The 22,022-nt window shown below is 29.9% G+C and carries 18 protein-coding genes and 1 pseudogene; 13 read left to right on the forward strand and 6 right to left on the reverse strand.

The features are described 5' to 3' along the window. Nucleotides 1-22: 22 nt before the first annotated feature. Both LPB302_RS13725 and LPB302_RS13730 read right to left on the reverse strand, forming a co-directional pair. Complete coding sequence (locus LPB302_RS13725) at nucleotides 23-820, reverse strand: TerC family protein (protein ID WP_053973021.1); 798 nt, start codon at nucleotides 818-820, stop codon at nucleotides 23-25. A gap of 88 nt (nucleotides 821-908) precedes the next feature. Continuing rightward, complete coding sequence (locus LPB302_RS13730; protein WP_231658690.1) at nucleotides 909-1,682, reverse strand: sulfite exporter TauE/SafE family protein; 774 nt, start codon at nucleotides 1,680-1,682, stop codon at nucleotides 909-911. A gap of 216 nt (nucleotides 1,683-1,898) precedes the next feature. Between LPB302_RS13730 and acs the strand changes: the two are divergent. The 3 genes and pseudogenes from acs to LPB302_RS13745 form a co-directional block, all read left to right on the forward strand. Continuing rightward, nucleotides 1,899-3,815, forward strand: a pseudogene (gene acs, locus LPB302_RS13735) (acetate--CoA ligase); the annotation flags it as partial. A 238-nt stretch (nucleotides 3,816-4,053) separates the two neighbouring features. Next, nucleotides 4,054-5,820 carry an ABC transporter ATP-binding protein gene (locus tag LPB302_RS13740; protein ID WP_053973018.1) on the forward strand — a complete coding sequence of 589 codons (1,767 nt, stop codon included), beginning with the start codon at nucleotides 4,054-4,056 and terminating at the stop codon, nucleotides 5,818-5,820. A 62-nt stretch (nucleotides 5,821-5,882) separates the two neighbouring features. Continuing rightward, on the forward strand, nucleotides 5,883-6,659 hold the full coding sequence (locus LPB302_RS13745) for a DUF6503 family protein (protein WP_053973017.1): 777 nt from the start codon (nucleotides 5,883-5,885) through the stop codon (nucleotides 6,657-6,659). 23 nt (nucleotides 6,660-6,682) lie between these two features. On the opposite strand, the gene LPB302_RS13750 is transcribed toward LPB302_RS13745, so the two are convergent. From LPB302_RS13750 to LPB302_RS13760, 3 genes are read right to left on the reverse strand one after another with little or no spacing between them, the layout of a single operon-like run. Then, nucleotides 6,683-7,240 carry an NUDIX hydrolase gene (locus LPB302_RS13750; RefSeq protein ID WP_053973016.1) on the reverse strand — a complete coding sequence of 186 codons (558 nt, stop codon included), beginning with the start codon at nucleotides 7,238-7,240 and terminating at the stop codon, nucleotides 6,683-6,685. Then, a complete protein-coding gene (locus tag LPB302_RS13755; protein WP_053973015.1) occupies nucleotides 7,233-8,399 on the reverse strand; it encodes an aminotransferase class V-fold PLP-dependent enzyme in 1,167 nt (388 codons plus the stop codon). The genes LPB302_RS13750 and LPB302_RS13755 overlap by 8 nt, the downstream gene beginning before the upstream one ends. Before the next feature lie 51 nt (nucleotides 8,400-8,450). Further along, nucleotides 8,451-9,539, reverse strand: a complete 1,089-nt coding sequence (locus LPB302_RS13760) for a M42 family metallopeptidase (protein ID WP_053973014.1) — start codon at nucleotides 9,537-9,539, stop codon at nucleotides 8,451-8,453. Nucleotides 9,540-9,670: 131 nt separating this feature from the next. Between LPB302_RS13760 and LPB302_RS13765 the strand changes: the two genes are divergently transcribed. From LPB302_RS13765 to LPB302_RS13775, 3 genes are all read left to right on the forward strand, one after another. After that, nucleotides 9,671-10,084 (forward strand): hypothetical protein, encoded by a 414-nt coding sequence (locus LPB302_RS13765; RefSeq protein WP_143032695.1) that lies wholly within the window; start codon nucleotides 9,671-9,673, stop codon nucleotides 10,082-10,084. A gap of 10 nt (nucleotides 10,085-10,094) precedes the next feature. Then, entirely contained in the window at nucleotides 10,095-10,982 is an 888-nt protein-coding gene (locus LPB302_RS13770) for an ABC transporter ATP-binding protein (RefSeq protein WP_053975256.1), read from the forward strand. Nucleotides 10,983-11,089: 107 nt separating this feature from the next. Then, nucleotides 11,090-14,740, forward strand: coding sequence for an ABC transporter permease/M1 family aminopeptidase (locus tag LPB302_RS13775; RefSeq protein ID WP_053973012.1), 3,651 nt, complete (start codon nucleotides 11,090-11,092; stop codon nucleotides 14,738-14,740). A 34-nt stretch (nucleotides 14,741-14,774) separates the two neighbouring features. On the opposite strand, the gene LPB302_RS13780 is transcribed toward LPB302_RS13775, so the two are convergent. Then, complete coding sequence (locus LPB302_RS13780) at nucleotides 14,775-15,179, reverse strand: hypothetical protein (RefSeq protein WP_053973011.1); 405 nt, start codon at nucleotides 15,177-15,179, stop codon at nucleotides 14,775-14,777. Between the two features lie 112 nt (nucleotides 15,180-15,291). Between LPB302_RS13780 and LPB302_RS13785 the strand changes: the two genes are divergently transcribed. The 7 genes from LPB302_RS13785 (at nucleotide 15,292) to recN (ending at nucleotide 21,973) form a co-directional block, all read left to right on the forward strand. Next, nucleotides 15,292-15,798 (forward strand): DUF6913 domain-containing protein, encoded by a 507-nt coding sequence (locus LPB302_RS13785; RefSeq protein WP_074613537.1) that lies wholly within the window; start codon nucleotides 15,292-15,294, stop codon nucleotides 15,796-15,798. A gap of 100 nt (nucleotides 15,799-15,898) precedes the next feature. Then, nucleotides 15,899-16,774 (forward strand): 4-hydroxy-tetrahydrodipicolinate synthase, encoded by an 876-nt coding sequence (dapA, locus tag LPB302_RS13790; protein ID WP_053973010.1) that lies wholly within the window; start codon nucleotides 15,899-15,901, stop codon nucleotides 16,772-16,774. Between the two features lie 193 nt (nucleotides 16,775-16,967). After that, complete coding sequence (locus tag LPB302_RS13795; protein ID WP_053973009.1) at nucleotides 16,968-17,837, forward strand: outer membrane protein assembly factor BamD; 870 nt, start codon at nucleotides 16,968-16,970, stop codon at nucleotides 17,835-17,837. 4 nt (nucleotides 17,838-17,841) lie between these two features. After that, nucleotides 17,842-18,162, forward strand: coding sequence for a DNA-directed RNA polymerase subunit omega (locus tag LPB302_RS13800; RefSeq protein WP_015482371.1), 321 nt, complete (start codon nucleotides 17,842-17,844; stop codon nucleotides 18,160-18,162). A gap of 3 nt (nucleotides 18,163-18,165) precedes the next feature. After that, nucleotides 18,166-19,377: a bifunctional phosphopantothenoylcysteine decarboxylase/phosphopantothenate--cysteine ligase CoaBC gene (coaBC, locus tag LPB302_RS13805; protein WP_053973008.1), complete on the forward strand. Its 1,212-nt coding sequence runs from the start codon at nucleotides 18,166-18,168 to the stop codon at nucleotides 19,375-19,377. Further along, entirely contained in the window at nucleotides 19,370-20,260 is an 891-nt protein-coding gene (gene porD, locus LPB302_RS13810; protein WP_053973007.1) for a type IX secretion system protein PorD, read from the forward strand. The genes coaBC and porD overlap by 8 nt, the downstream gene beginning before the upstream one ends. A gap of 60 nt (nucleotides 20,261-20,320) precedes the next feature. Then, nucleotides 20,321-21,973 (forward strand): DNA repair protein RecN, encoded by a 1,653-nt coding sequence (recN, locus tag LPB302_RS13815; protein ID WP_053973006.1) that lies wholly within the window; start codon nucleotides 20,321-20,323, stop codon nucleotides 21,971-21,973. Nucleotides 21,974-22,022: the final 49 nt, after the last annotated feature.

Here is a 22,022-nt window from a genome sequence, read left to right on the forward strand (position 1 = left end):
AGAAGAAATGCTTTTACGATTTTTATTTTTTGGATTCTAGCAGCAGTTTCTTTTGATATCTTCCTTGCACAATATCTACAATAACTAAAATTGCAATAACAAAGTAGAAGGTAGTTTTACTCATTGGCACAATTTCATTACCAAATAATTTTATATGAGCTAAATGTCCACCTTCAGTAACTAGCATTATACCTACAATAAAAAGAATAAATAAACCTAATACTTCATACATCCTGTTTTTAGCTAAGAATGTAGATACTCTATCTGCAAGAAATAACATTAACAAACCACTTGCAACAATAGCTATTGCCATAATTATAAAGGCAGTTGTAGGGTTTTCAATTTCACTTGTTAGGCCAATTGCAGCTAAAATTGAATCGAAAGAGAAAACTAAATTCATAATAACAATACTAACAATTGCTGCATTTGCTGTCTTCTTAGATTTACTGTTTACCATTTCTGAATTTTCTAAATCAGGTGTTCCAATCATATGCCATATTTCTTTAATGGCTGTATAAATAATAAATCCACCTCCAATTAAAACAATAATACTATGCCCATTAAAAGCAAATTCGGCTACATCTTTTATACCTCCAGATAAAAAGGCAAATGGTTCTTGAAAGTAATCAATAATAGATACTAGTAGAAAAAGCAATCCTATTCTTAGAGCAATAGCAACAAGAATACCAACTTTACGTACTCGTTTTTGTTCTTCTAAAGGTGCTTTTTTAGATTCCAAAGAAATGTAAAGTAAATTGTCAAAGCCAAGTACAGCTTGCAACATTACTAGCATTAATAGTGTAAAAATATTTTCTAACATTGTTCATGTTTTAGTTGATTCGCCAAATATATTTCTTCAGTAGGTATAAAACAATCGTTATCCAAAATAATTTGAACTCAAACTAAAATTAGAAAATAAAATCATACAAAATTTTAAGCCCTACAAATGCTATGAGAACAGCAGTTGCTTTTTTTAATTGAATTGGTGTAAAAAAGTTATTGCTAATTCTACTTCCAATTTGGCCACCTATAAATACAATAATTAAAAGAATAGAAGTTAAATTCCAATCAATTTGGAAATCAGGATTTGATGTTTGCCCAATAAAACCAGCAATAGAATTTGCAAAGATAAATACACTTGCTGTGGCTGCAATTTTTTTAGGAGAATCCCAATTGATAAAGTGCAATATAGGTGCTAAGAATATGCCTCCTCCAATACCAACCATTCCAGAAATAAAGCCAATTAAACCACCAATTGCACCATTTTTTGCGCTGTTGTTTTGTTTTACAGATTTGGTTGATGTTATTATTTTTTTAGAGATATACATGGTTATAGAAGCAAATATCAAAGTTAATCCAAGTAGAATAAAAAAGAAATTCTCACTAATTTTTAAGTAGCCTCCTAAATAAGCAAAAGGAATACTTAATAAAACAAGAGGTAGTATTTTAGGAATGTTTAATTCCTCTTTTTGATAGTAAATAAAGACATTTCCAGATACTACCACAATATTACAAAGCAAGGCAGTTGCTCTAATTTGAGTAAAAGCGAGACTGGTTAAAGCCAAAATTGCTAAGTAACTAGAACCACCTCCAAAACCTACTGATGAGTATAAAATGGCCACAATAAAAAAGAGCAAAATAATATGCCAATTATTTATAATTAAGGTAATAATTAAATCCATACTCATAGGTAACAAATATATTATTCTCTGTAAAATAAGCTTTTCTATTCCTGTAAAATTTGCTTTTTAGCGATAATATACTGTTGTAAGTAGAAAAAATTAAATCAAAAAGAATTGGTTTGCTATTTTAGAGATTCATATTATCTATTAAAATAAAGCAGCTAGAACTCTAAAAGAAAAAATTAATTTCTATTTTTAGAAAGTTTTAAAACCTTCAAAAGCATTATGAGTAACTACCATATTAAACATTTAGAAGAATATTTTCAAGTATATCGAAAATCTGTGAGAGAGCCAGAAAATTTTTGGGAAGAAATTGCAGAAGAACACTTTGTTTGGCGAAAAAAATGGGATAAAGTTCTTGAATGGGATTTTACAAAACCAGAAGTAAAATGGTTTCAAGGAGCGCAATTAAATATTACAGAAAATTGTATTGATAGACATTTAGCTACAAGAGCAGATAAAACAGCAATTTTATTCGAGCCTAATAATCCTGATGAAAAAGCAGAACAAATTACTTACAGGCAATTGCATCAAAGAGTAAATCAATTTGCAAATGTTTTAAAAGAAAATAGAATTCAGAAAGGAGATCGTGTTTGTATTTATGTGCCTATGATTCCTGAATTGGCAGTAGCAACTTTAGCTTGTGCAAGAATAGGAGCCATACATTCTGTAGTTTTTGCAGGTTTTTCAGCATCAGCTTTAGCTACAAGAATTAATGATGCAGATTGTAAAATGGTTATTACTGCAGATGGTTCTTTCAGAGGATCAAAAACAATAGATTTAAAAGGAATTGTAGATGAAGCTCTAGAAAATTGTACTTGTGTAGAAACTGTTTTGGTGGCAAAAAGAATCAATTCAGAAATTAATATGAAAGAAGGTAGAGACCAATGGCTGCAACCTCTATTAGATAATGCTTCTACAGAATGTGAAGCAGAAACTATGAATGCAGAAGATCCTCTATTTATTTTATATACTTCTGGCTCTACAGGAATGCCAAAAGGCATGGTTCATACAACTGCTGGTTATATGGTTTATTCAGCCTATACTTTTAAAAATGCATTTCAATATAAAGAAAATGACGTGTATTGGTGTACAGCAGATATTGGTTGGATTACTGGCCATTCTTACATTGTGTATGGTCCTTTAGCAAATGGTGCAACAACTGTAATGTTTGAAGGTGTACCAAGTTATCCAGATTTTGGTCGTTTTTGGCAAATTGTAGAAAAACATAAAATCAATCAGTTTTATACAGCACCAACAGCTATTAGAGCTTTAGCAAAACATGGAACAGGATTGGTAGATAAATACGATTTAACATCATTAAAAGTTTTAGGTTCTGTAGGAGAACCTATAAATGAAGAAGCTTGGCATTGGTATAATGATAATGTAGGTAAAAAGAAAAGCCCAATTATAGATACTTGGTGGCAAACAGAAACTGGTGGAATGATGATAACTCCAATTCCATATGTAACTCCAACAAAACCAACCTATGCAACTTTACCATTTATAGGTATTCAACCTTGTTTGATGGATGAAAATGGAAAAGAATTAGAAGGCAATCAAGTAGAAGGTAGGTTGTGTATAAAACATCCTTGGCCAAGTATTGCAAGAACAATTTGGGGCAATCATCAACGATATAAAGAGACGTATTTTTCAGCATTTGAAAACAAATATTTTACTGGAGATGGAGCTTTAAGAGACGAAGTTGGTTATTACAGAATTACTGGTAGAGTAGATGATGTAATTATTGTTTCTGGTCATAATTTAGGAACTGCACCAATAGAAGATGCTATAAATGAACATCCTGCAGTTGCAGAATCTGCTATTGTTGGTTTTCCACATGATATTAAAGGAAGTGCTTTGTATGGTTATGTAATTTTAAAAGATACAGGAGAAAGCAGAAATCACGATAATTTACGTAAAGAAATCAATCAAGCCATTTCAGAGAAAATAGGGCCAATTGCCAAATTAGATAAAATTCAATTCTCAGAAGGTTTACCAAAAACACGTTCAGGAAAAATAATGAGACGTATTTTACGTAAAATCGCATCAAATGAAATGGATAATTTAGGAGATACAAGTACACTTTTAAATCCGGAAGTTGTGCAAAATATCATAGACAATAGATTGTAAGTAAATTAATTTGGGCGTGTTTTTGTGAAAAACAAAAACTGCGCTATTCACTTTATCTTTTTGCAGAAAAAGCAAAAAGGATATCGTTTCTATCGCTCACGCAAGCCTATTTGCCAACAATTAGAAATATTAAAAAAATAAGACCTGTCAGCTTTCTAAAACCTGACAGGTCTTTTTGTTAACTTTGCATATCTGTCATAATAATTTCTAATGGCATATAAATTGACCTTTATAAATTATGCAGCATTTCAAAGAATCATCAAAAGATAAAAAGAAGCCAAAAGTAACCTTAAAACAAGCTTTTAAAACCATTATTTGGCCAAGAAGAAACCTAGTTTTTGTGGGTCTCATTTTAATAATTATTAGAAGTTTATCTGGTTTTGTTTTACCCTTACAAAGTAAAGTGTTGTTAGATGAGGTAGTACCTAATAAAGATTACACTCAATTATACACGCTAATAGCTGTTGTTATTGGTGCAATTTCTGTACAAGCAATTACTTCTTTTTTACTAACCAAAGTACTAAGTATACAAGCACAATATTTAATTTCAGAATTAAGAGCAGAAGTGCAAAGAAAGGTATTAACCCTACCAATTAGTTTTTTTGATAATACAAAATCTGGGGCTTTAGTTTCTAGAATTATGAGTGATGTAGAAGGAGTTCGAAACTTAATTGGCACAGGTTTAGTGCAGTTAATTGGTGGTTCTTTTACAGCAATTGTAACGTTAGTTATTTTGATTAAAATGAATGTTTGGATGACGCTTTTTACCTTTGTTCCATTATCTATATTTGGATTAATTGCCTTAAAATCATTCAAATACATTCGACCTATTTTTAGGGCAAGAGGTAAAATAAATGCAGAAGTTAAAGGACGTTTAACAGAAACTTTAGGTGGTATTCGAGTAATAAAAGCCTTTAATGCAGAAGAACAAGAAAGTAAAATTTTCGAAAAAGGTGTTGCAGATATTTTTATCAATGTTAAAAAAAGTATGACAGCAACTGCAATAATGACAAGTTCTTCTACTTTTTTAATTGGTTTAGCAACAACTGGAGTTATGGGAATTGGTGGTTATTATATGATACAAGGAACCTTAACCTTTGGAGATTTCATTCAGTTTACATTTCTGTTAGCCTTTATGGTTGCTCCAATAGTACAAATGAGTAATATTGGTAGTCAGCTTACAGAAGCATTGGCTGGTTTAGACAGAACAGAAGAATTAATGAATATGTCTGCAGAAGAAGATGATGTAAGTAGAACTATAGAATTAGATAAAGTTGATGGCGAAATTAAGTTTGATGATGTTTCTTTTTCATATGAAGCTGGTAAAGAAGTTCTACATAATATCAATTTTCAAGTTCCTGCAGGTTCTGTAACAGCTTTAGTGGGTAGTTCTGGTTCTGGTAAATCTACGATAGCAGGTTTATCAGCAACATTTTTAAATCCCAAATCAGGTACAATTACTATAGATAATCAAGATATGTCTAAAGTAAAATTGTCTAGTTATCGTAAAAACTTAGGAGTTGTTTTGCAAGATGAATTTTTATTTGAGGGTACAATTAGAGAAAACATACTTTTTCCAAGACCAAATGCAACTGATGAAGAGTTGCAAAATGCTGTAAATGCAGCTTATGTAAACGAATTTACAGATAGGTTTGATGATGGTTTAGATACCTTAATTGGAGAAAGAGGTGTAAAATTATCTGGAGGACAAAGACAGCGTTTGGCAATTGCAAGAGCCATTTTAGCAGATCCTAGAATTTTAATTTTAGATGAAGCAACATCAAGTTTAGATACAGAAAGTGAAGCATTGATTCAGAAAAGTCTATCAGAATTAATAAAAAACAGAACAACAATAGTTATTGCTCATAGGTTGAGTACAATTAAAAAAGCAAATCAAATTTTAGTAATAGAATCTGGTAAAATTGCAGAAAGAGGTACACATGATGAGTTGATTGATGCAAAAGGTAGATATTTTGATTTGTATACTTACCAATCAAAAATTTAAAATAAAACTGTAAACTAGCTGTAAATTTTCGACAGATAATCTAAATATTCAAAAACCAAATAATGAAAAAAATAGCATTTGTATTTATTTTAGCAATTACTATAGTCTCTTGTAAGAAACAAGTTAAAAAAGAAACTGAGGATAAAAATAAAACAGAGATTAAATCTGAAGTAAACAAAAAGATTCCAGAAGAACTAGCTAAAGTTTTTAAAACGCATGGAGGTTTAGCAACTTGGAATAGTATGCAGGTTTTATCTTTTAATAAAGGAGAAGAAGCACATACAGCAGATTTGAAATCGAGAAAAACAGTTATAAATTCTCCTAAATATTCTTTAGGTTTTAATGGTAAAGAAGTTTGGTTAGATGAAGAGAATAAAGGCGATTACAAAGGAAATCCTGAGTTTTACTATAACTTATACTTTTACTTTTATGCAATGCCATTTGTGTTAGCAGATGATGGTATTATTTATGAAAAAGCAGATGCAATTTCTTTTGAAGGATTAGAATATCCTGGGTTTAAAATCTCTTATAAAGCAAACATTGGTACTTCTCCAGATGACAATTACATTGTGTATTACAACCCAAAAAACTTTCAAATGGAATGGTTAGCATACACAGTTACGTTTAACTCTAAAGAACCAAGTAATAGATATAATTTAATTAAATACAATAAGTGGGAAAATGTGAATGGCTTAATTTTACCAAAAGAAATTACTTGGTATAAGAAAGATGATAAAGGCATGCCAACAGAACCAGCAAGACCTGCAACAGAATTTACATTGCCTTTAGCAAGCAAAGCTAAATTAGTAGATTCATTTTTTGAGAAGCCTAAAAAGTAATTTTACTACTATTGCTTATATTACTAGTAGTTTGTTGTATTTTTAAGATATTCTATAATCTTGTCATAAACAAAAATATAATAATCATGAAACCTTGAAAGCAATATGTTTTCGAGGTTTTTTGTTGATTTTAAGACAGATAAATCGAATAATTTAATATCGGCTACTTCTTCCTCTTGAATTTTTAATTCGGAAACTGGCGATTTTAATTCAGCTATAAATACATGATGATGTTCATTATCTTGAATGCCATTTGCATGTGAAACTTGATGAATTCTTGTACCTATTTTAATCAAGTCAGATTCTTTAATTTCTAAACCAATTTCTTCTAAGATTTCTCTTTTTGCTGATGTTAAAATTGTTTCACCAGCTGCAATATGCCCTGCAACAGAAATATCCCACAAACCAGGAAATACTTTTTTGGTTAATGACCTTTTTTGAAGTAATATTTTTTTATCCAAGGTATAGAGCCAAATGTGCACAGTTGCATGAAACCAACCATGTTTATGGGCTTCAGATTTTAAGGCAGTTCTTCCTGTGGGTTGTCCTTCAGGAGTTAAAATATCAATCAATTCATCCATTTTGTAAACAAGCTAAAATACAATTGGTTAATTTTTTAAAATCTGCTTTACTATTGTATAAATGGCAAGACAAGCGAATGTAATTTCCTCGAAAAGAAATGTAAATATTCTCTTCTTTTAGTTTTGCTTTTAGCTCATTTACATTTAATTCTTTAGGTAATTCTACTCCAAATAAATGATGGCTTCTATATGCTTCATCTTCAACAAAACAGCCAATTCCCTTTAAAGTGATTACTGCTTCATTTGTTATTTTTTTGCAGTAATTCTGAATCGCTTTTGGTGTCCATTCTAAAACTTGCTGTAAACCTGCAATTTGCATTTTAACATGTATAAAACTGGCATGTTCACCAACAGAATATCTATTTGCTAAAGGTTTATAACTGTTTTCATAATTGGTTAAATCAGCCATTTTATGGCTATTTAAACGGTTAGACCAGTTTTCTTCAAGTGGTTTTCCATCATCAAAATAAGAACCAAAATATGCTAAAGCACATCCATAAGGTCCAAATAACCATTTGTAACCAGCACAGATTAATGCATCTGGCTGAATTTCTTTTACAGAAAAAGGTAAAGCTCCTATTGACTGACTACCATCAATAATTAAAAGAGCATCAACTGAATTAGTTTTGTTTCGAATCGATTTTAAATCAAATAAAGTTCCATTTGCCCAATGAATATTTCCTAAAGCAACCACAGCTGTTTTTTCTGAAATTGAATCTAATATAGCTTTGTTCCAGTTTTTACCACGATTTTCATAGGTTTCTGGCATAGCAACAATGGTTAATTTAGCATCGAATTTTTTAGCTAATTTTTCCCAAACATAGTAGTTGCTTGGAAATTGACTATCTACTAAAAGAATCTCATCACCTTTGTTTAAATGAATATTATTTGCCACAGTTGCTAAGCCATAAGAAGCAGAAGGTATGTTTGCAATTCTATTATAATCATCTACATTAATAAGCTTTGCAAATAATTTTTTCAGTGTTATTACAGGTTCAAAATAACTGTCTGTGGTAATTTTATAAGGATGACTTTTTTCTAAAACTCCTGCTAAACCAGCTTCTTCAATTGCTTTAAAAGATGGAGATTGGCTAGCAATGTTTAAATAGGTAATCTCTTTTGGTAAACTAAATAAATGACTTTGGTTTGTTAAACTCATAATTAGAAATAAAAAAAAGCGAAGATTTAACTTCGCTTTTTAGGTATAGTTTTATTCAAAATAAGAGAAAGTATCTCCGTCTTTAATTTGTAATAATGCTTCGTAAATCATTTTAATTACATTTTCTACATCATTTCTATGAACCATTTCTACAGTGGTATGCATGTATCTTAAAGGTAAAGAAATTAGAGCAGATGCAACCCCTCCATTACTATAAGCAAAAGCATCTGTATCTGTACCTGTTGCTCTAGAAAGTGCAGATCTTTGAAAAGGAATGTCTTTAGCTTCTGCAGCATCTATAATTAAATCTCTTAATTTTTGCTGAACTGCAGGTGCATAAGCAACAACTGGCCCTTTTCCAATTTCTAAATGCCCAGCTTTTTTCATTTCAATCATAGGTGTTGTTGTATCATGAGTTACATCTGTAACTATGGCAACATTAGGTTTTATGGTTTGGGTAATCATTTCTGCACCTCGTAAACCTATTTCTTCTTGCACAGAATTGGTTATGTAAAGTCCAAAAGGTAACTCAATATTATTTTCTTTTAACAACCTACCAACTTCAGCAATCATAAAGCCACCCATTCTATTGTCTAAAGCTCTACAAACAAACTTGTCTCCATTTAATACGTGAAATTCATCAGGATAAGTAATTACACAGCCTACATGAATACCTAAAGCTAAAACTTCTTCTTTATTTGCACAACCAACATCTATGGTAATGTTATCTGGTTTTGGTGCTTGCTCATTAGATTTATCTCTAGTGTGTATTGCAGGCCATCCAAAAACACCTTTTACGATACCGTTTTTTGTGTGAATATTCACAATTTTACTTGGTGCTATTTGATGGTCTGATCCTCCATTTCTTATTACATAAATTAAACCATTATCAGTAATGTAATTTACATACCAAGAAATTTCATCTGCATGCCCTTCTATAACTACTTTGTATTTTGCATCAGGATTTATAACACCTACAGCAGAACCATAGGTATCTGTAATAAATTCATCTACATAAGGTTTTAGGTAGTTCATCCAAATTTTTTGACCTTCCCATTCATAACCAGTTGGAGATGCATTATTTAAATATTTCTCTAAAAACGCTAGCGATTCTTTATTTAATATTGATTTATCTGACATAATATCTATTCTGTTTTTTGTAAAAATAAAACGATTTTTTTAACTTTTCTTACAATTTAATCTTAAATATTGTAACATTATAGCTAAATAATACACATATAGCAGAACTTCTAAACTAATCAAAAATAACTATGAAAATTTTTAAAACTACTTTGTTAATCTGTATAATGTTATTGTTTGTAAATTGTAATACAATTGTTGAAGGCAAATCTGATTTTCACCCTGATTTTAAAGTGGGAAAAACTGGATTTGAAAAAGAGCTAAAGAAACAAATCAATTTTGATGATTTAGCAATTGGAACTTACTACACAAAGAAAAATAATATTTCTGAAGAAAGGGGCTTAAACCTTACTTTTAAGTTTGCAGAACAAGAATTACCTAATAAAGAGGAATCGAATAATGATTCTGAATTTATAGTATCTAAAGTAAAAGAGTATTTATTAAATTTAGACAATTATGATTACGTAAATATTATCTTCGAAAATGAGAGAGAAGAAGGGGATATTACAAAATCTTCTAGAATTAAAATTAAAAAAGAACTATAACCAAACTAACATGAAACTAAGCATACAGAATTTAACGAAAACGTATAAAAACGGAGTAAAAGCAATCGATAATTTAAGCATCGAAATTGGTACAGGTATGTTTGGTCTTTTAGGGCCAAATGGAGCAGGTAAATCTTCATTAATGAGAACTATTGCAACTTTACAAGCTCCTGATTCAGGTAGTATTACTTTTGGTGATATTAATGTGTTAGAAGATAACATGTCTTTAAGAAAGGTATTGGGTTATCTGCCTCAATCTTTTGGTGTGTATCCAAAAATGTCTGCAGAAGATTTGTTAGATTATTTTGCAACGTTAAAAGGTGTTGCTAAAAAGTCTGATCGTGAAAAATTGGTAAAAGAAGTTTTAGAAATTACAAATTTATATGATGTAAGACACAAACATGTTGCAGGTTATTCTGGAGGTATGAAACAACGTTTTGGCATTGCTCAATTACTTTTAAATAATCCAAAATTAATTATTGTTGATGAACCAACTGCAGGTTTAGATCCTGCTGAAAGACATCGATTTTTAAATGTTTTAAGAGAAGTAGGTACCAATTGTACTGTAATTTTTTCTACGCATATTGTAGAAGATGTTAAAGAACTATGTAATGAAATGGCCATTTTAAATGGTGGTAAAATTTTAAAGCATACCACTCCTCAAGAAGCAACTGCAGAATTGCAAGGTAAAATTTGGATAAAAATTATAGAAAGAGATGATTTAGAAGCAAATGAAAAAATGTTCTCTATTTTATCATCAAATTATAACCAAGACAATACACTAAATATTAGAGTGCATGCAGAAGAAAAGCCAGCTGAAGAATTTGTTGAAGCAACTCCTCAATTAGATGATGTTTATTTTATTGCTTTAAAACAAGATGAACCAGAGTTAGCTTAAGGGGTTCTTAGGTTTTTGAATTGTAAAAAATGTAATCTAAAAACCTACTGAGCTAAAGCTTTACTATCCACGAAATCAAATCATCTAATAATCAAATCATCAAAAAAATGTTTTCTACAATATATAAACAAGAATTAAAATACTGGCTTGGTAGGCCAGCTTTCTATATTTACTTGGCTATTTTTATTTTTTTAGCCTTCTTTTTCTCAGCAACTTCTGCTGGTATTTGGGATTTTATAACTGTAACTACAGGTTCTTCTAGAATTGTAAATTCGCCAATAGGCGTTAATGGCTTATTCAATGGTTTAACCACATTTATCTTTTTCTTATTTCCCTCCATAATTGGTGTTTCTGTTTATAGAGACTATAAAAGTGAAATGCATACCATTTTATATTCCTATCCATTTACAAAGGCAAATTACTTATTTGCAAAATTTTTAAGTGGAATTACTGTAGTTTCTATAATTGTTTTAGGAATTGGTTTAGGAATGATTATCGGATTTCGTTTTCCAGGTACAAACCCAGATATTGTAGGTCCATTTAGTCTTTTAACCTACGTAAAAACCTATTTGCTTTTTATCTTACCTAATGTAGTTTTCTTTGGTGCCATTGTTTTTGCAATTGTAACATTTACAAGAAATATAGCAGCCGGTTTTATTACAGTAATTATCTTAATGTTTGCACAAGCTGTAGTTGTAAGTAATTTAATGGAGGCCGATTATAAAATGTTGGCTGCAATTTTAGATCCTTTTGGTTCTGCATCAATTTCTTATTATACAGAATATTGGACCATGTCAGAACAAAACAGCATGCAGATTCCTGTAGAATCTATGATTATTTACAATCGAATTTTATGGTCTGTAATTGCTGCAATTATTTTTGGAATAGTGTATAAAATCTTTTCATTTAGTCAGAATGCAATTTCATTTTCATTTAAGAAAGTAAAAGGAGAAAGAATTATAAAAAGAAATTACAGTGGAATAACTAAAATTAACTTACCTAAAGTTACTCATGATTATTCTTTCGCCCAAAACCTAAAGGCTACTTGGAAATTGTCTAACATCGATTTTAAATATATCATTAAAAGTTGGCCTTTTATTTCTATAGTTTTAGTAGGTGTTCTTTTAATTGTGGTAGGTTTATTTACAGTGGGTAGCATTTTTGGAACCCAAACTTTACCTGTTACTTGGCAAATGCTAAATGGAGGTGGTGTTTTTGTTTTATCGATAAACATTTGTACGTTTTTATATGCTGGTTTACTAGTGCAAAGAGCGCAAATTGCTAGAGTAAATCATTTGGTTGATGCTACAACAATACCCAATTGGTCTTTATTGTTTTCTAAATTAATAGCCTTATTAAAAATGCAATTGGTATTGGTAAGTGTAATTATGATTTCTGGAATTATATTTCAGATATATAAAGGCTACTATAAGTTTGAAATTGGTCATTATATTTATGAGTTGTATGTATTAGATTTTTTAAACTATATAGTTTGGGCTTTATTAGCACTATTTATTCAAACGTTAATTAGAAATCCTTATTTAGGTCTTTTTGCTTTGTTAATCATAGCTATTGGTATGCCTTTATTATCTTTTATTGGTGTAGAGCAAGCTGTTTTTAAATACAATGAAGGGCCAGGTTTTAGTTATTCAGACATGAATGGTTATGGTTTTTCTTTAGGCCCTTATTTATGGTACAAAACCTATTGGCTTTTAGGAGGTGTCACTTTAATTATTGTGGCTTTAACTTTTTGGGTTCGTGGAATTCCATTTTCTTTTGCAGAACGTTTTTCTATTGCTAAAAATAGATTTACAGGAAAAATTGCCACAACTTTTATCATATTCTTAGTTGCTTTCTTAGGATTGGGTTTTACCATTTTTAAAGAAAATAATATTGATAAAGAAAGTTTTACTGGCAAAGAGATTGAAAAACGAAGAGTTGAGTGGGAAAAGAAATATAAAAAATACGAAGATTATAAACAGCCAAGAATTATAGCTGTTAAAACTAACGTAGATATTTATCCTAAAGAAAGAACGTTTAAGGCCTCTGCAGTTATGCAAATGGTTAACAAAACAAACCAAGCTATAGACAGTGTTTTTCTTAATCATAATGCAGCCAAAAGTACGTTTGAGTTTACAAGATCTAATCAATTGGTTTTAGAAGATACTATTCATAATTTTGATATTTATCAGTTTGATGAGCCTATACTTCCTGGAGATACATTAGCGTTAAAAGTTACAGTAGAAAGTGATGAGAATACCATGTTTAGTCAAAATTCTCCAATTAGAGAAAATGGTACATTCATCAACAACTCAATGTTTCCTAATTTAGGATATTCTGCTGCAGGAGAATTGACAGACAATCAAACTCGTAAAAAATACGATTTACCAAAGAACGATTTACGTCCTCATCCATCAGATTCAACAGCTTTAGGTAATACTTACATTTCAAAAGACTCAGATTGGATCGATTTTGAGGCAACTGTTTCTACTTCAGAAGATCAAATTGCAATTGCTCCTGGTTACCTACAAAAAGAATGGGTAAAAGATGGGCGTAAATATTTCCATTATAAAATGGATAGTAAAATTTTAAATTTCTATGCCTTTAATTCTGCAAGATATGAAGTAAAAAAAGAAATGTATAAGGGCATTAGTTTAGAAATTTACTATCACAAAGGACATGAATTTAATTTAGATAGAATGATGAAGGGTATGAAAGCATCATTAGATTATAATTCAGAAAATTTTAGTCCTTATCAACACAAACAAGTCAGAATTATCGAATTTCCAAAAACAGGAGGTACGTTTGCACAATCATTTCCAAATACAATTCCGTTTTCAGAAAGTATTGGTTTTATAGCAGATGTAAATGATGAAAGTGATGATGGTGTAGATTATCCTTATGCTGTTACTGTACATGAAGTTGCACATCAATGGTGGGCACATCAAGTAATTGGTGCTGATGTTTTAGGAGCTACAATGTTGTCTGAAAGTATGTCTGAATATGTTGCTTTAAAAGTGCTGGAAGAGGAGCTAGGTAAATCTAAAATGAGAACTTTTTTAAAAGAAGCTTTAGATGGTTATTTACAACAAAGAACCTTCGAAAGTAAACGTGAAAAACCTTTAATGTATAATGATGGTCAAGGTTACATTCGTTATCAAAAAGGGTCGTTAGTTTTTTATGCTTTAAGTGATTATATAGGTGATGAAAATTTAAACGGAGCTTTAAAAAGGTATGTAGAAAAAGTTAAATTTCAAGAACCACCTTATACCACATCAATAGAAATGGTAGATTATATTAGAGAGGTTACTCCAGATTCTTTACAATACATTATAAAAGATATGTTCGAAACGATTACACTTTATAAAAATAGAATTTTAGAAGTGGAAACTAAAGAATTAGACAATGGAAAATATCAAGTAGATATAGAGTTTGAAGTAGCTAAATATAAGAATGATGAAAAAGGTAAAAAATTCTATGGAGAACAAGTTGGTGATACTTTAATCTATAAAATGCCAGACTCAGATAAAGAAACCCTTTCTGTACAATTAAACGATTATATTGATATTGGTATTTTTGCAGAAGAAGAGGTTGATGGAGTAAAGAAGGAGAAAGAAATCTACCTACAAAAGCATAAAATTACTGCTATTAATAATAAAATTTCGATTATTGTTGATGAAAAACCTACAGAGGTTGGTGTAGATCCTTACAATAAATTGATAGACACAAAATCTGATGACAATCGAAAAAAGATTTAAATAGCGCAAAATAAATAAATCTCTAAATTCATTTTTAGAGATTTTTTTTATTCCTTTTGTTCCCTAAAAATGGAATTTGATCTTTTTCTTTAAACAATAAATATCCAGCAATTAGAAAAATATAAACAGCTGCACCAAATAGCAACCCATGATCATTATTATGGTTAATACCAATTATTGTAATGTGCCCAAGAATTGCACCTGTCATAACTCCTAAAGTTAAAAATGCTCCAAGCCAAATTGTTTTAGGTCTAAACAATAAAATCGAGGCTATAAGTTCTATAATTCCTGTTCCTATTCTTAAGTAGGCTTCATGTTCTCCTACTAATTTACTAAACAGTTCCACACTTTGATCTGCAGCAGAAAACTTAAAAAGTAACGTTTGTAGCATAATAACTACTGCTATCAGCTTTAAAGTGATAAGGAGGTATTTTTTCATTATAGGTTGATTTTTCTTTTAGACGAGAAGGTCTAAAAACCCTTACAATATTGAGTTTTTCAAAAGAAAAAAGTAGTACTTTTACGTTCGTTTAACTACTAATTATAACCGATTGAAAAAGAAGTTTATCAAAAGAAACTTTCAAAAACTACTTTTAGAAAAAGAGCAGAATAGGGTAGTAGCTACAGATGAAATTAAAACTGTAGGTATTATTTCTACAGAAGAAATCTCTAATTGGATAGATGTTAAACAAGCTGTGGAAGATCATTTTAAAGTACATAACACCAAGATTTACAGCTATAGACCTTATAGCAGAAAGCAAGAAACCTCTTTTAAACACTTTACAGAAAAAGATTTTAATTGGAAAGGCCAGGTTTCACAACCTAATTTTAAGGTGTTTATAGAGCAGCCTTTCGATTTATTAATAGGTTTTTTTAATAAGAAAAACTTGTATGTAGAAAATGCAGTTTTACGATCTAATGCCAAATTTAAAGCTGGTATTTCTAAGGTTAATCAAGACTTATATGATATTGAAATTGCAGGATATCCAAAAAACACAAATCAATTTTTAGAAGAATTAAAAAAGTACTTGATAATTCTGAAAAAAGTAAAAAATTAAACTTCAATCTTAAAGTTGTGTATTCTTTATATTCTAATGGAATTATACAATTTCATATTTCTAAATATTGTAATTTTACCACGTTAAAAAAATAAAACTAATGCAAAAATTTGTTGGTACAGGTGTAGCTTTAATTACACCCTTTAAAGAAGATTTATCTGTAGATGTTGAGGCACTTAAAAAGTTAGTAAACTTTAATATAGAAAATGGTACAAATTATTTGGTAATTAATGGTACAACAGGTGAAAGTGCTACTATTACTAAAGAAGAAAAACAGCAGATTATAGATGTAATTATTAAAGAGAACAATAAAAGAGTCCCTTTAGTATTAGGTGTTGGTGGTAACAATACAGCTGAAGTTGTTAAAGAATTTAAAACTAGAGATTTTACAGGTATAGATGGTATTTTATCTGTAGCACCTTACTATAGTAAACCAACGCAAGAAGGGTTTTATCAACATTACAAAGCTTTAGCAGAAGCAACAGAGTTGCCAATAATTTTATACAATGTTCCTGGTAGAACTGCCAAAAATATGGAGCCAGCAACAACAATTAGGTTAGCCAATGATTTTACCAATATTGTAGGTGTAAAAGAAGCTGGTAATATACAGCAACAATACAATAGCTTATTAAAAGATAAACCAAAAGATTTCTTAGTTATTTCTGGAGACGATGATTTAGCTTTAGGTGTAGCCTTAGCAGGTGGTTCAGGAGTAATTTCTGTAATTGGTCAGGCTTTTCCAGCTGAATTTTCTAAAATGATTCAATTAGGTTTAGAAGGTAAAAACAAAGAAGCTTATCAAATTCATTTTAAGTTGATGGATATTATCGACTATATTTTTGAAGAAAACAATCCTGCAGGAATTAAAACTGTTTTAAAAGAGTTAAGTATTTGTGGTAATGAAGTGCGTTTACCATTAGTAAAAGCTAGTAATCAGTTAACAGAAAAGATAGCTAAATATGTAGCTTCTTTCTAATTCTTAACAAACTTTTAGTATCTTCTTATTAAAATTTTAAGGCTTTTTAATGCATTATTGCATGGTAAATTCGTGGTTTAAACTTTGCTTGAAATTAAGGTAAACTGTAATACCAGAATTTAACAAAGTCGAAGTTTTATTTTGATAAAAATAAATGCTTTTATTATCCATAATTAATTCATAATTTTGCAGGATGCAAAAAATTAAAAATTTAGCGTATTTATTGGCTTTAAGTCTTTTATTAAACTCTTGTGGTGAATACCAAAAAGTGTTAAATAAAGGTAGTGTAGAAGAAAAATACAAGATGGCCGTAAAAATGTACGAAACAAAAAAATTTAGCAAGGCATTGCGTTTGTTCGAAAAAATTACACCAGCTTACAGAGGTAAACCACAAATGGAGCGTATTCAGTTTATGGTTGCACAGGCTAATTTTAATGTAAAAAATTATACAACTGCTGGGTATTATTTTGATCGTTTTACAAAAAACTATCCAAGTAGTTCTAAGAATGAAGAAGCAGCTTTTTTATCTGCATATAGTTACAAGTTAGCATCACCAGTTTCGAGTAAAGATCCTACAGATACTAGAAAAGCATTAGAAGCTTTTCAGATGTTTATTAACAACTATCCAGATTCAGATAAAGTAGAAGAAGCTAATGAGAACTATAAAGAATTAAGATATAAATTACAGAAAAAATATTTCGATATTGCAAAAGTGTATTACACAACTGCAGATTATGATATGAGAAACTACAAAGCTGCAATACAAGCTTTTGATAATCTTTTATCAGATTATTTAGGTTCTGAATTTAAAGAAGAAGCTTTATATTACAGATTAAAAGCAGCTCATGATTTTGTGCTTAAAAGTACAGAAAGAAGAAGACCAGAAAGAATTAAGGATGCTATTGAAGCATATGATAAATTAGTAAGAAATTACCCAGAATCTCAGTTTTTAGAAGACGCTAATGAAATGTTAGCTACATTACAAAAAGAAGAAGTAAGAGTAGCTGCACTTATGGCAAAAGTAAAAGAAATAGAAAAAGGTAAGGTTTTAAATAATAATTAATATTATGGATTATAAAGATACAAAAGCAGCTATAAGTACTATTACTTATAACAAGAATGAGATTGAAGCACCTACTGAAAATATCTACGAAGCAATTTCTATTATTGCTAAAAGAGCAAATCAAATTAATTCTGATTTAAAGAAAGAATTAGTAGATAAATTAGATGAGTTTGCTACTTATAATGATAGTTTAGAAGAAGTTTTTGAGAACAAAGAGCAAATAGAAGTTTCTAAATTTTACGAGCGTTTACCAAAGCCAACTGCAATTGCTGTAGAAGAATGGTTAAATGACAAAGTATATTACAGAACTCCAGAAGCAGAATAAACCATGTCTGTTTTAAGTGGTAAAAAAATTCTTTTAGGTATTACTGCAGGAATTGCTGCTTATAAAACAGCCAGTTTAGTTCGCTTACTTATAAAATTAGACGCAGATGTTAAAGTTATTATGACACCTGCGTCTAAAGATTTTATAACACCTCTTACACTTTCCACACTTTCTAAAAACCCTGTTAACTCTACTTTTTATGATAAAGAAGATGAAAACGAGGTTTGGAACAACCATGTAGATTTAGGTCTTTGGGCAGATTATTTTTTAATTGCTCCAGCCACTGCAAATACATTGGCTAAAATGGCAAATGGTATTTGCGATAATTTATTATTAGCAACTTACTTATCTGCAAAATGTCCAGTTTATTTTGCACCTGCAATGGATTTGGATATGTATAAACATCCATCAACCATAGAAAGTTTATCTAAACTTCAATCCTTTAAAAACATTATGATTCCTGCTACTTCTGGAGAACTAGCTAGTGGCTTAGTTGGCGAAGGTAGAATGGCTGAGCCAGAAGATATTGTTTCATTTATAGAGAAAGATGTATTTTCTAAATTACCTTTAAAAGGTAAAAAGGTATTAATTACTGCTGGGCCAACTTACGAGGCAATAGATCCTGTGCGTTTTATAGGTAATCATTCTTCAGGTAAAATGGGTTTTGCAATTGCTAAAACTGCTGCAAATCTAGGTGCAGAAGTATATTTAATTTCTGGACCAAGTCATCAACAGATTAAACATTCATTAATACATAGAATTAATGTAGTTTCTGCAGAAGAAATGTATGCAGAAGCACATAATTATTTTAAAGATGTAGATATAGCAATATTATCTGCAGCAGTTGCAGATTATAAGCCAAAAAATGTTGTAGATCAGAAAATAAAAAAGAAAGATGCTTCGTTAACTATTGAGTTAGCACCAACAAAAGATATTTTAGCATCTCTTGGAGCTATCAAAAAGCAACAATTCTTAGTAGGTTTTGCTTTAGAGACGAATAATGAATTAGAAAATGCAAAAAATAAAATAAAGCGTAAAAATTTAGACGCTATTGTTTTAAACTCACTCAGAGATAAAGGTGCAGGTTTTGCAACGAATACAAATAAAATTACTATTATTGATAAAGATTTTAATGAGAAACCATTTAATTTAAAATCTAAAAATGAGGTTGCTAAAGATATCATCAACGAAATTATAATTAAGCTACATGCGTAATCTATTAGTGCTTTTTATTTTGTTATTGTTTGCCAATGAAATTAATTCGCAAGAATTAAATTGTTCGGTAAAAATAAATTACGAGCAAATTGCTGGTTCTAATAGGCAAGTATTTGTAACCTTAGAAAATGCATTATCAGAATTTATCAATAAAACAAAATGGACAGACAGAGTTGTTCAGGCAGAGGAAAGAGTAGATTGTGCAATGAACATAATTATTACCTCTAGAAACGATAATACTTTTAATGCAACTTTACAAGTGCAATCTTCAAGACCAATTTATGGCTCAAGTTATTTAACACCTATACTAAATATTAAGGATAACGATTTTACATTTCGTTACAATGAGTTTGATCCTTTAAACTATAATAGAAACGCTTTTGATAGTAATTTAATTTCTACCATTGTTTTTTATGTATATACCATTTTAGGAGTAGATGCAGATACCTTCTCAAAATTTGGTGGAGATTTCGAATTAAAAGAAGCACAGAATGTGATGTTACAAGCACAGCAAAGTGGGTTAGCTTCTTGGCAAAATGTGGTTGGTAAACAAAATCGCTATTTGTTGATAGATAATATATTAGCTCCTAAACTTAAAAAGTATAGAGAGGTACTTTACGATTATCATATAAAAGGAATGGACAATTTTGTATCGAACAAAGAGTTTGCAAAACAGACTATAGAAGCCAGTGTGCTTTCTATGGAGCAACTTTTTAATAAAACAGTAGGTAACTATTTGATTAGAATCTTTTTTGATGCCAAAGCCAATGAGATTGTAAATATTTATTCAGATGGACCAAGAACTAAAAATAGTTCTAATGTTAGTAGAACCTTAAAAAGAATTTCTCCAAATAATAATGCAAAGTGGAGAAATATTGAGTAATTTTTTCTTTTAATTTTCTAATTTTATTTCACTAATTTTAACCTATAAAAATTAGTACACTTGCTTACACAACTTTCTATTAATAACTATGCTTTAATCAATCAATTAGCCATTGATTTTTCTTCTGGTTTATCTATAATTACTGGAGAAACTGGTGCAGGTAAATCCATTTTATTGGGTGCATTAGGCTTGGTTTTAGGGAATAGAGCAGATTTATCATCTCTAAAAGATACCTCAAGAAAATGTGTGGTAGAAGCCAAGGTTGCTATAGAAAATTATAACTTAAAAGCTTTTTTTAACGAAGTAGATTTAGATTACGAAGCAGAAACAATTATTAGAAGAGAAATTTTACCTTCAGGTAAATCTAGAGCTTTCGTAAATGATACACCTGTTAAACTTAGTGTTTTAAACGAGTTGAGAGTAAAATTAATAGATGTGCATTCACAGCATCAAACCATGCAATTGTCAGATAATAGTTTTCAGTTTACAATTTTAGATGCACTTGCAAAAAATCAAAGCGAATTAGAGAAGTACGTTGTACATTTCAAAAAACTAAATCAGTTAAAAAAGGAATTTCAAGAATTAGAACAAGCTCAAAAAGAGGCCAATCAAAAACACGATTATAATTTACATTTGTTTAATGAGTTAGATGAAGCAAATGTAAAGGTAGATGAGCAAGAAGAGTTAGAAGAAAAGCTAGAAAAACTTAATAACATAGAAGATATAAAGCTTAATCTTTCAGAAGCTTTAGAAATATCAGAAAATGAAGAAATTGGGCTACAGAATTTACTCTCTACATTAGAGAATAGATTGTCTAAAATATCTTCTTTTTCTAAAGAATATCAGAGTCTATCAGAAAGAATCACTTCAGTAAAAATTGAGTTCGATGATATTGTTGCAGAATTAGAAAATGCAAATGATAATGTAGATTTCAATCCTAATGAAATTGAGGAATTAAATGACAGGCTTCAATTAATCTATAATTTACAGAAAAAGCATTATGTAAATTCTAACCAAGAGCTACTAACTATTCTAGAAGAATTGGCAGACAAAGTTTCTCAAGTAGAAAATGCAGAGGAAACTATCAATAATAAAAAGAAGGAGATTGAAATTGTATCAAAAAAATTAGATGCAATTGCTTTAATCATCACAAAAAATAGAACAAAAGCAATACCTAATTTAACCAAAGAATTAGAAACACTTTTAGCAGATTTAGGAATGGAAAACGCTCGTTTTTCTATAAAAGTAAAACCTACAACTTCTTATTTTACCAATGGTAAAGATGAACTTTCGTTTTTATTTTCAGCAAATAAAGGAGGAAATTTCGGTGAATTAAAAAAAGTGGCTTCAGGTGGAGAGTTATCTAGAATAATGCTTTCAGTAAAAAAAGTGTTATCTGCAAATACACAATTACCAACTATTATTTTCGATGAAATAGATACAGGTGTTTCAGGAGAGGTTTCTAATAAAATAGCTGCTATAATGCAACAAATGAGTAAAAATATGCAAGTAATTGCAATTACTCATTTACCACAAATTGCAGCAAAAGGTAATAACCATTACAAAGTATTTAAGAAGGAAATTAAGGGTGTAACTACAACCAACTTAAAACAACTTTCTACAGAAGAAAGAGTGGTAGAAATAGCAGAAATGTTAAGTGGTAAAGACATTTCAGATTCAGCTTTAACGCATGCAAAAGAGTTATTAAATTAAGTATCTTTGCTGCATCAACTAAAAAATAACCAGTAAACGAATATCTAGT

The sequence above is a fragment of the Polaribacter dokdonensis genome (genome assembly GCF_024362345.1).
Taxonomy (GTDB): Bacteria; Bacteroidota; Bacteroidia; order Flavobacteriales; family Flavobacteriaceae; genus Polaribacter; species Polaribacter dokdonensis.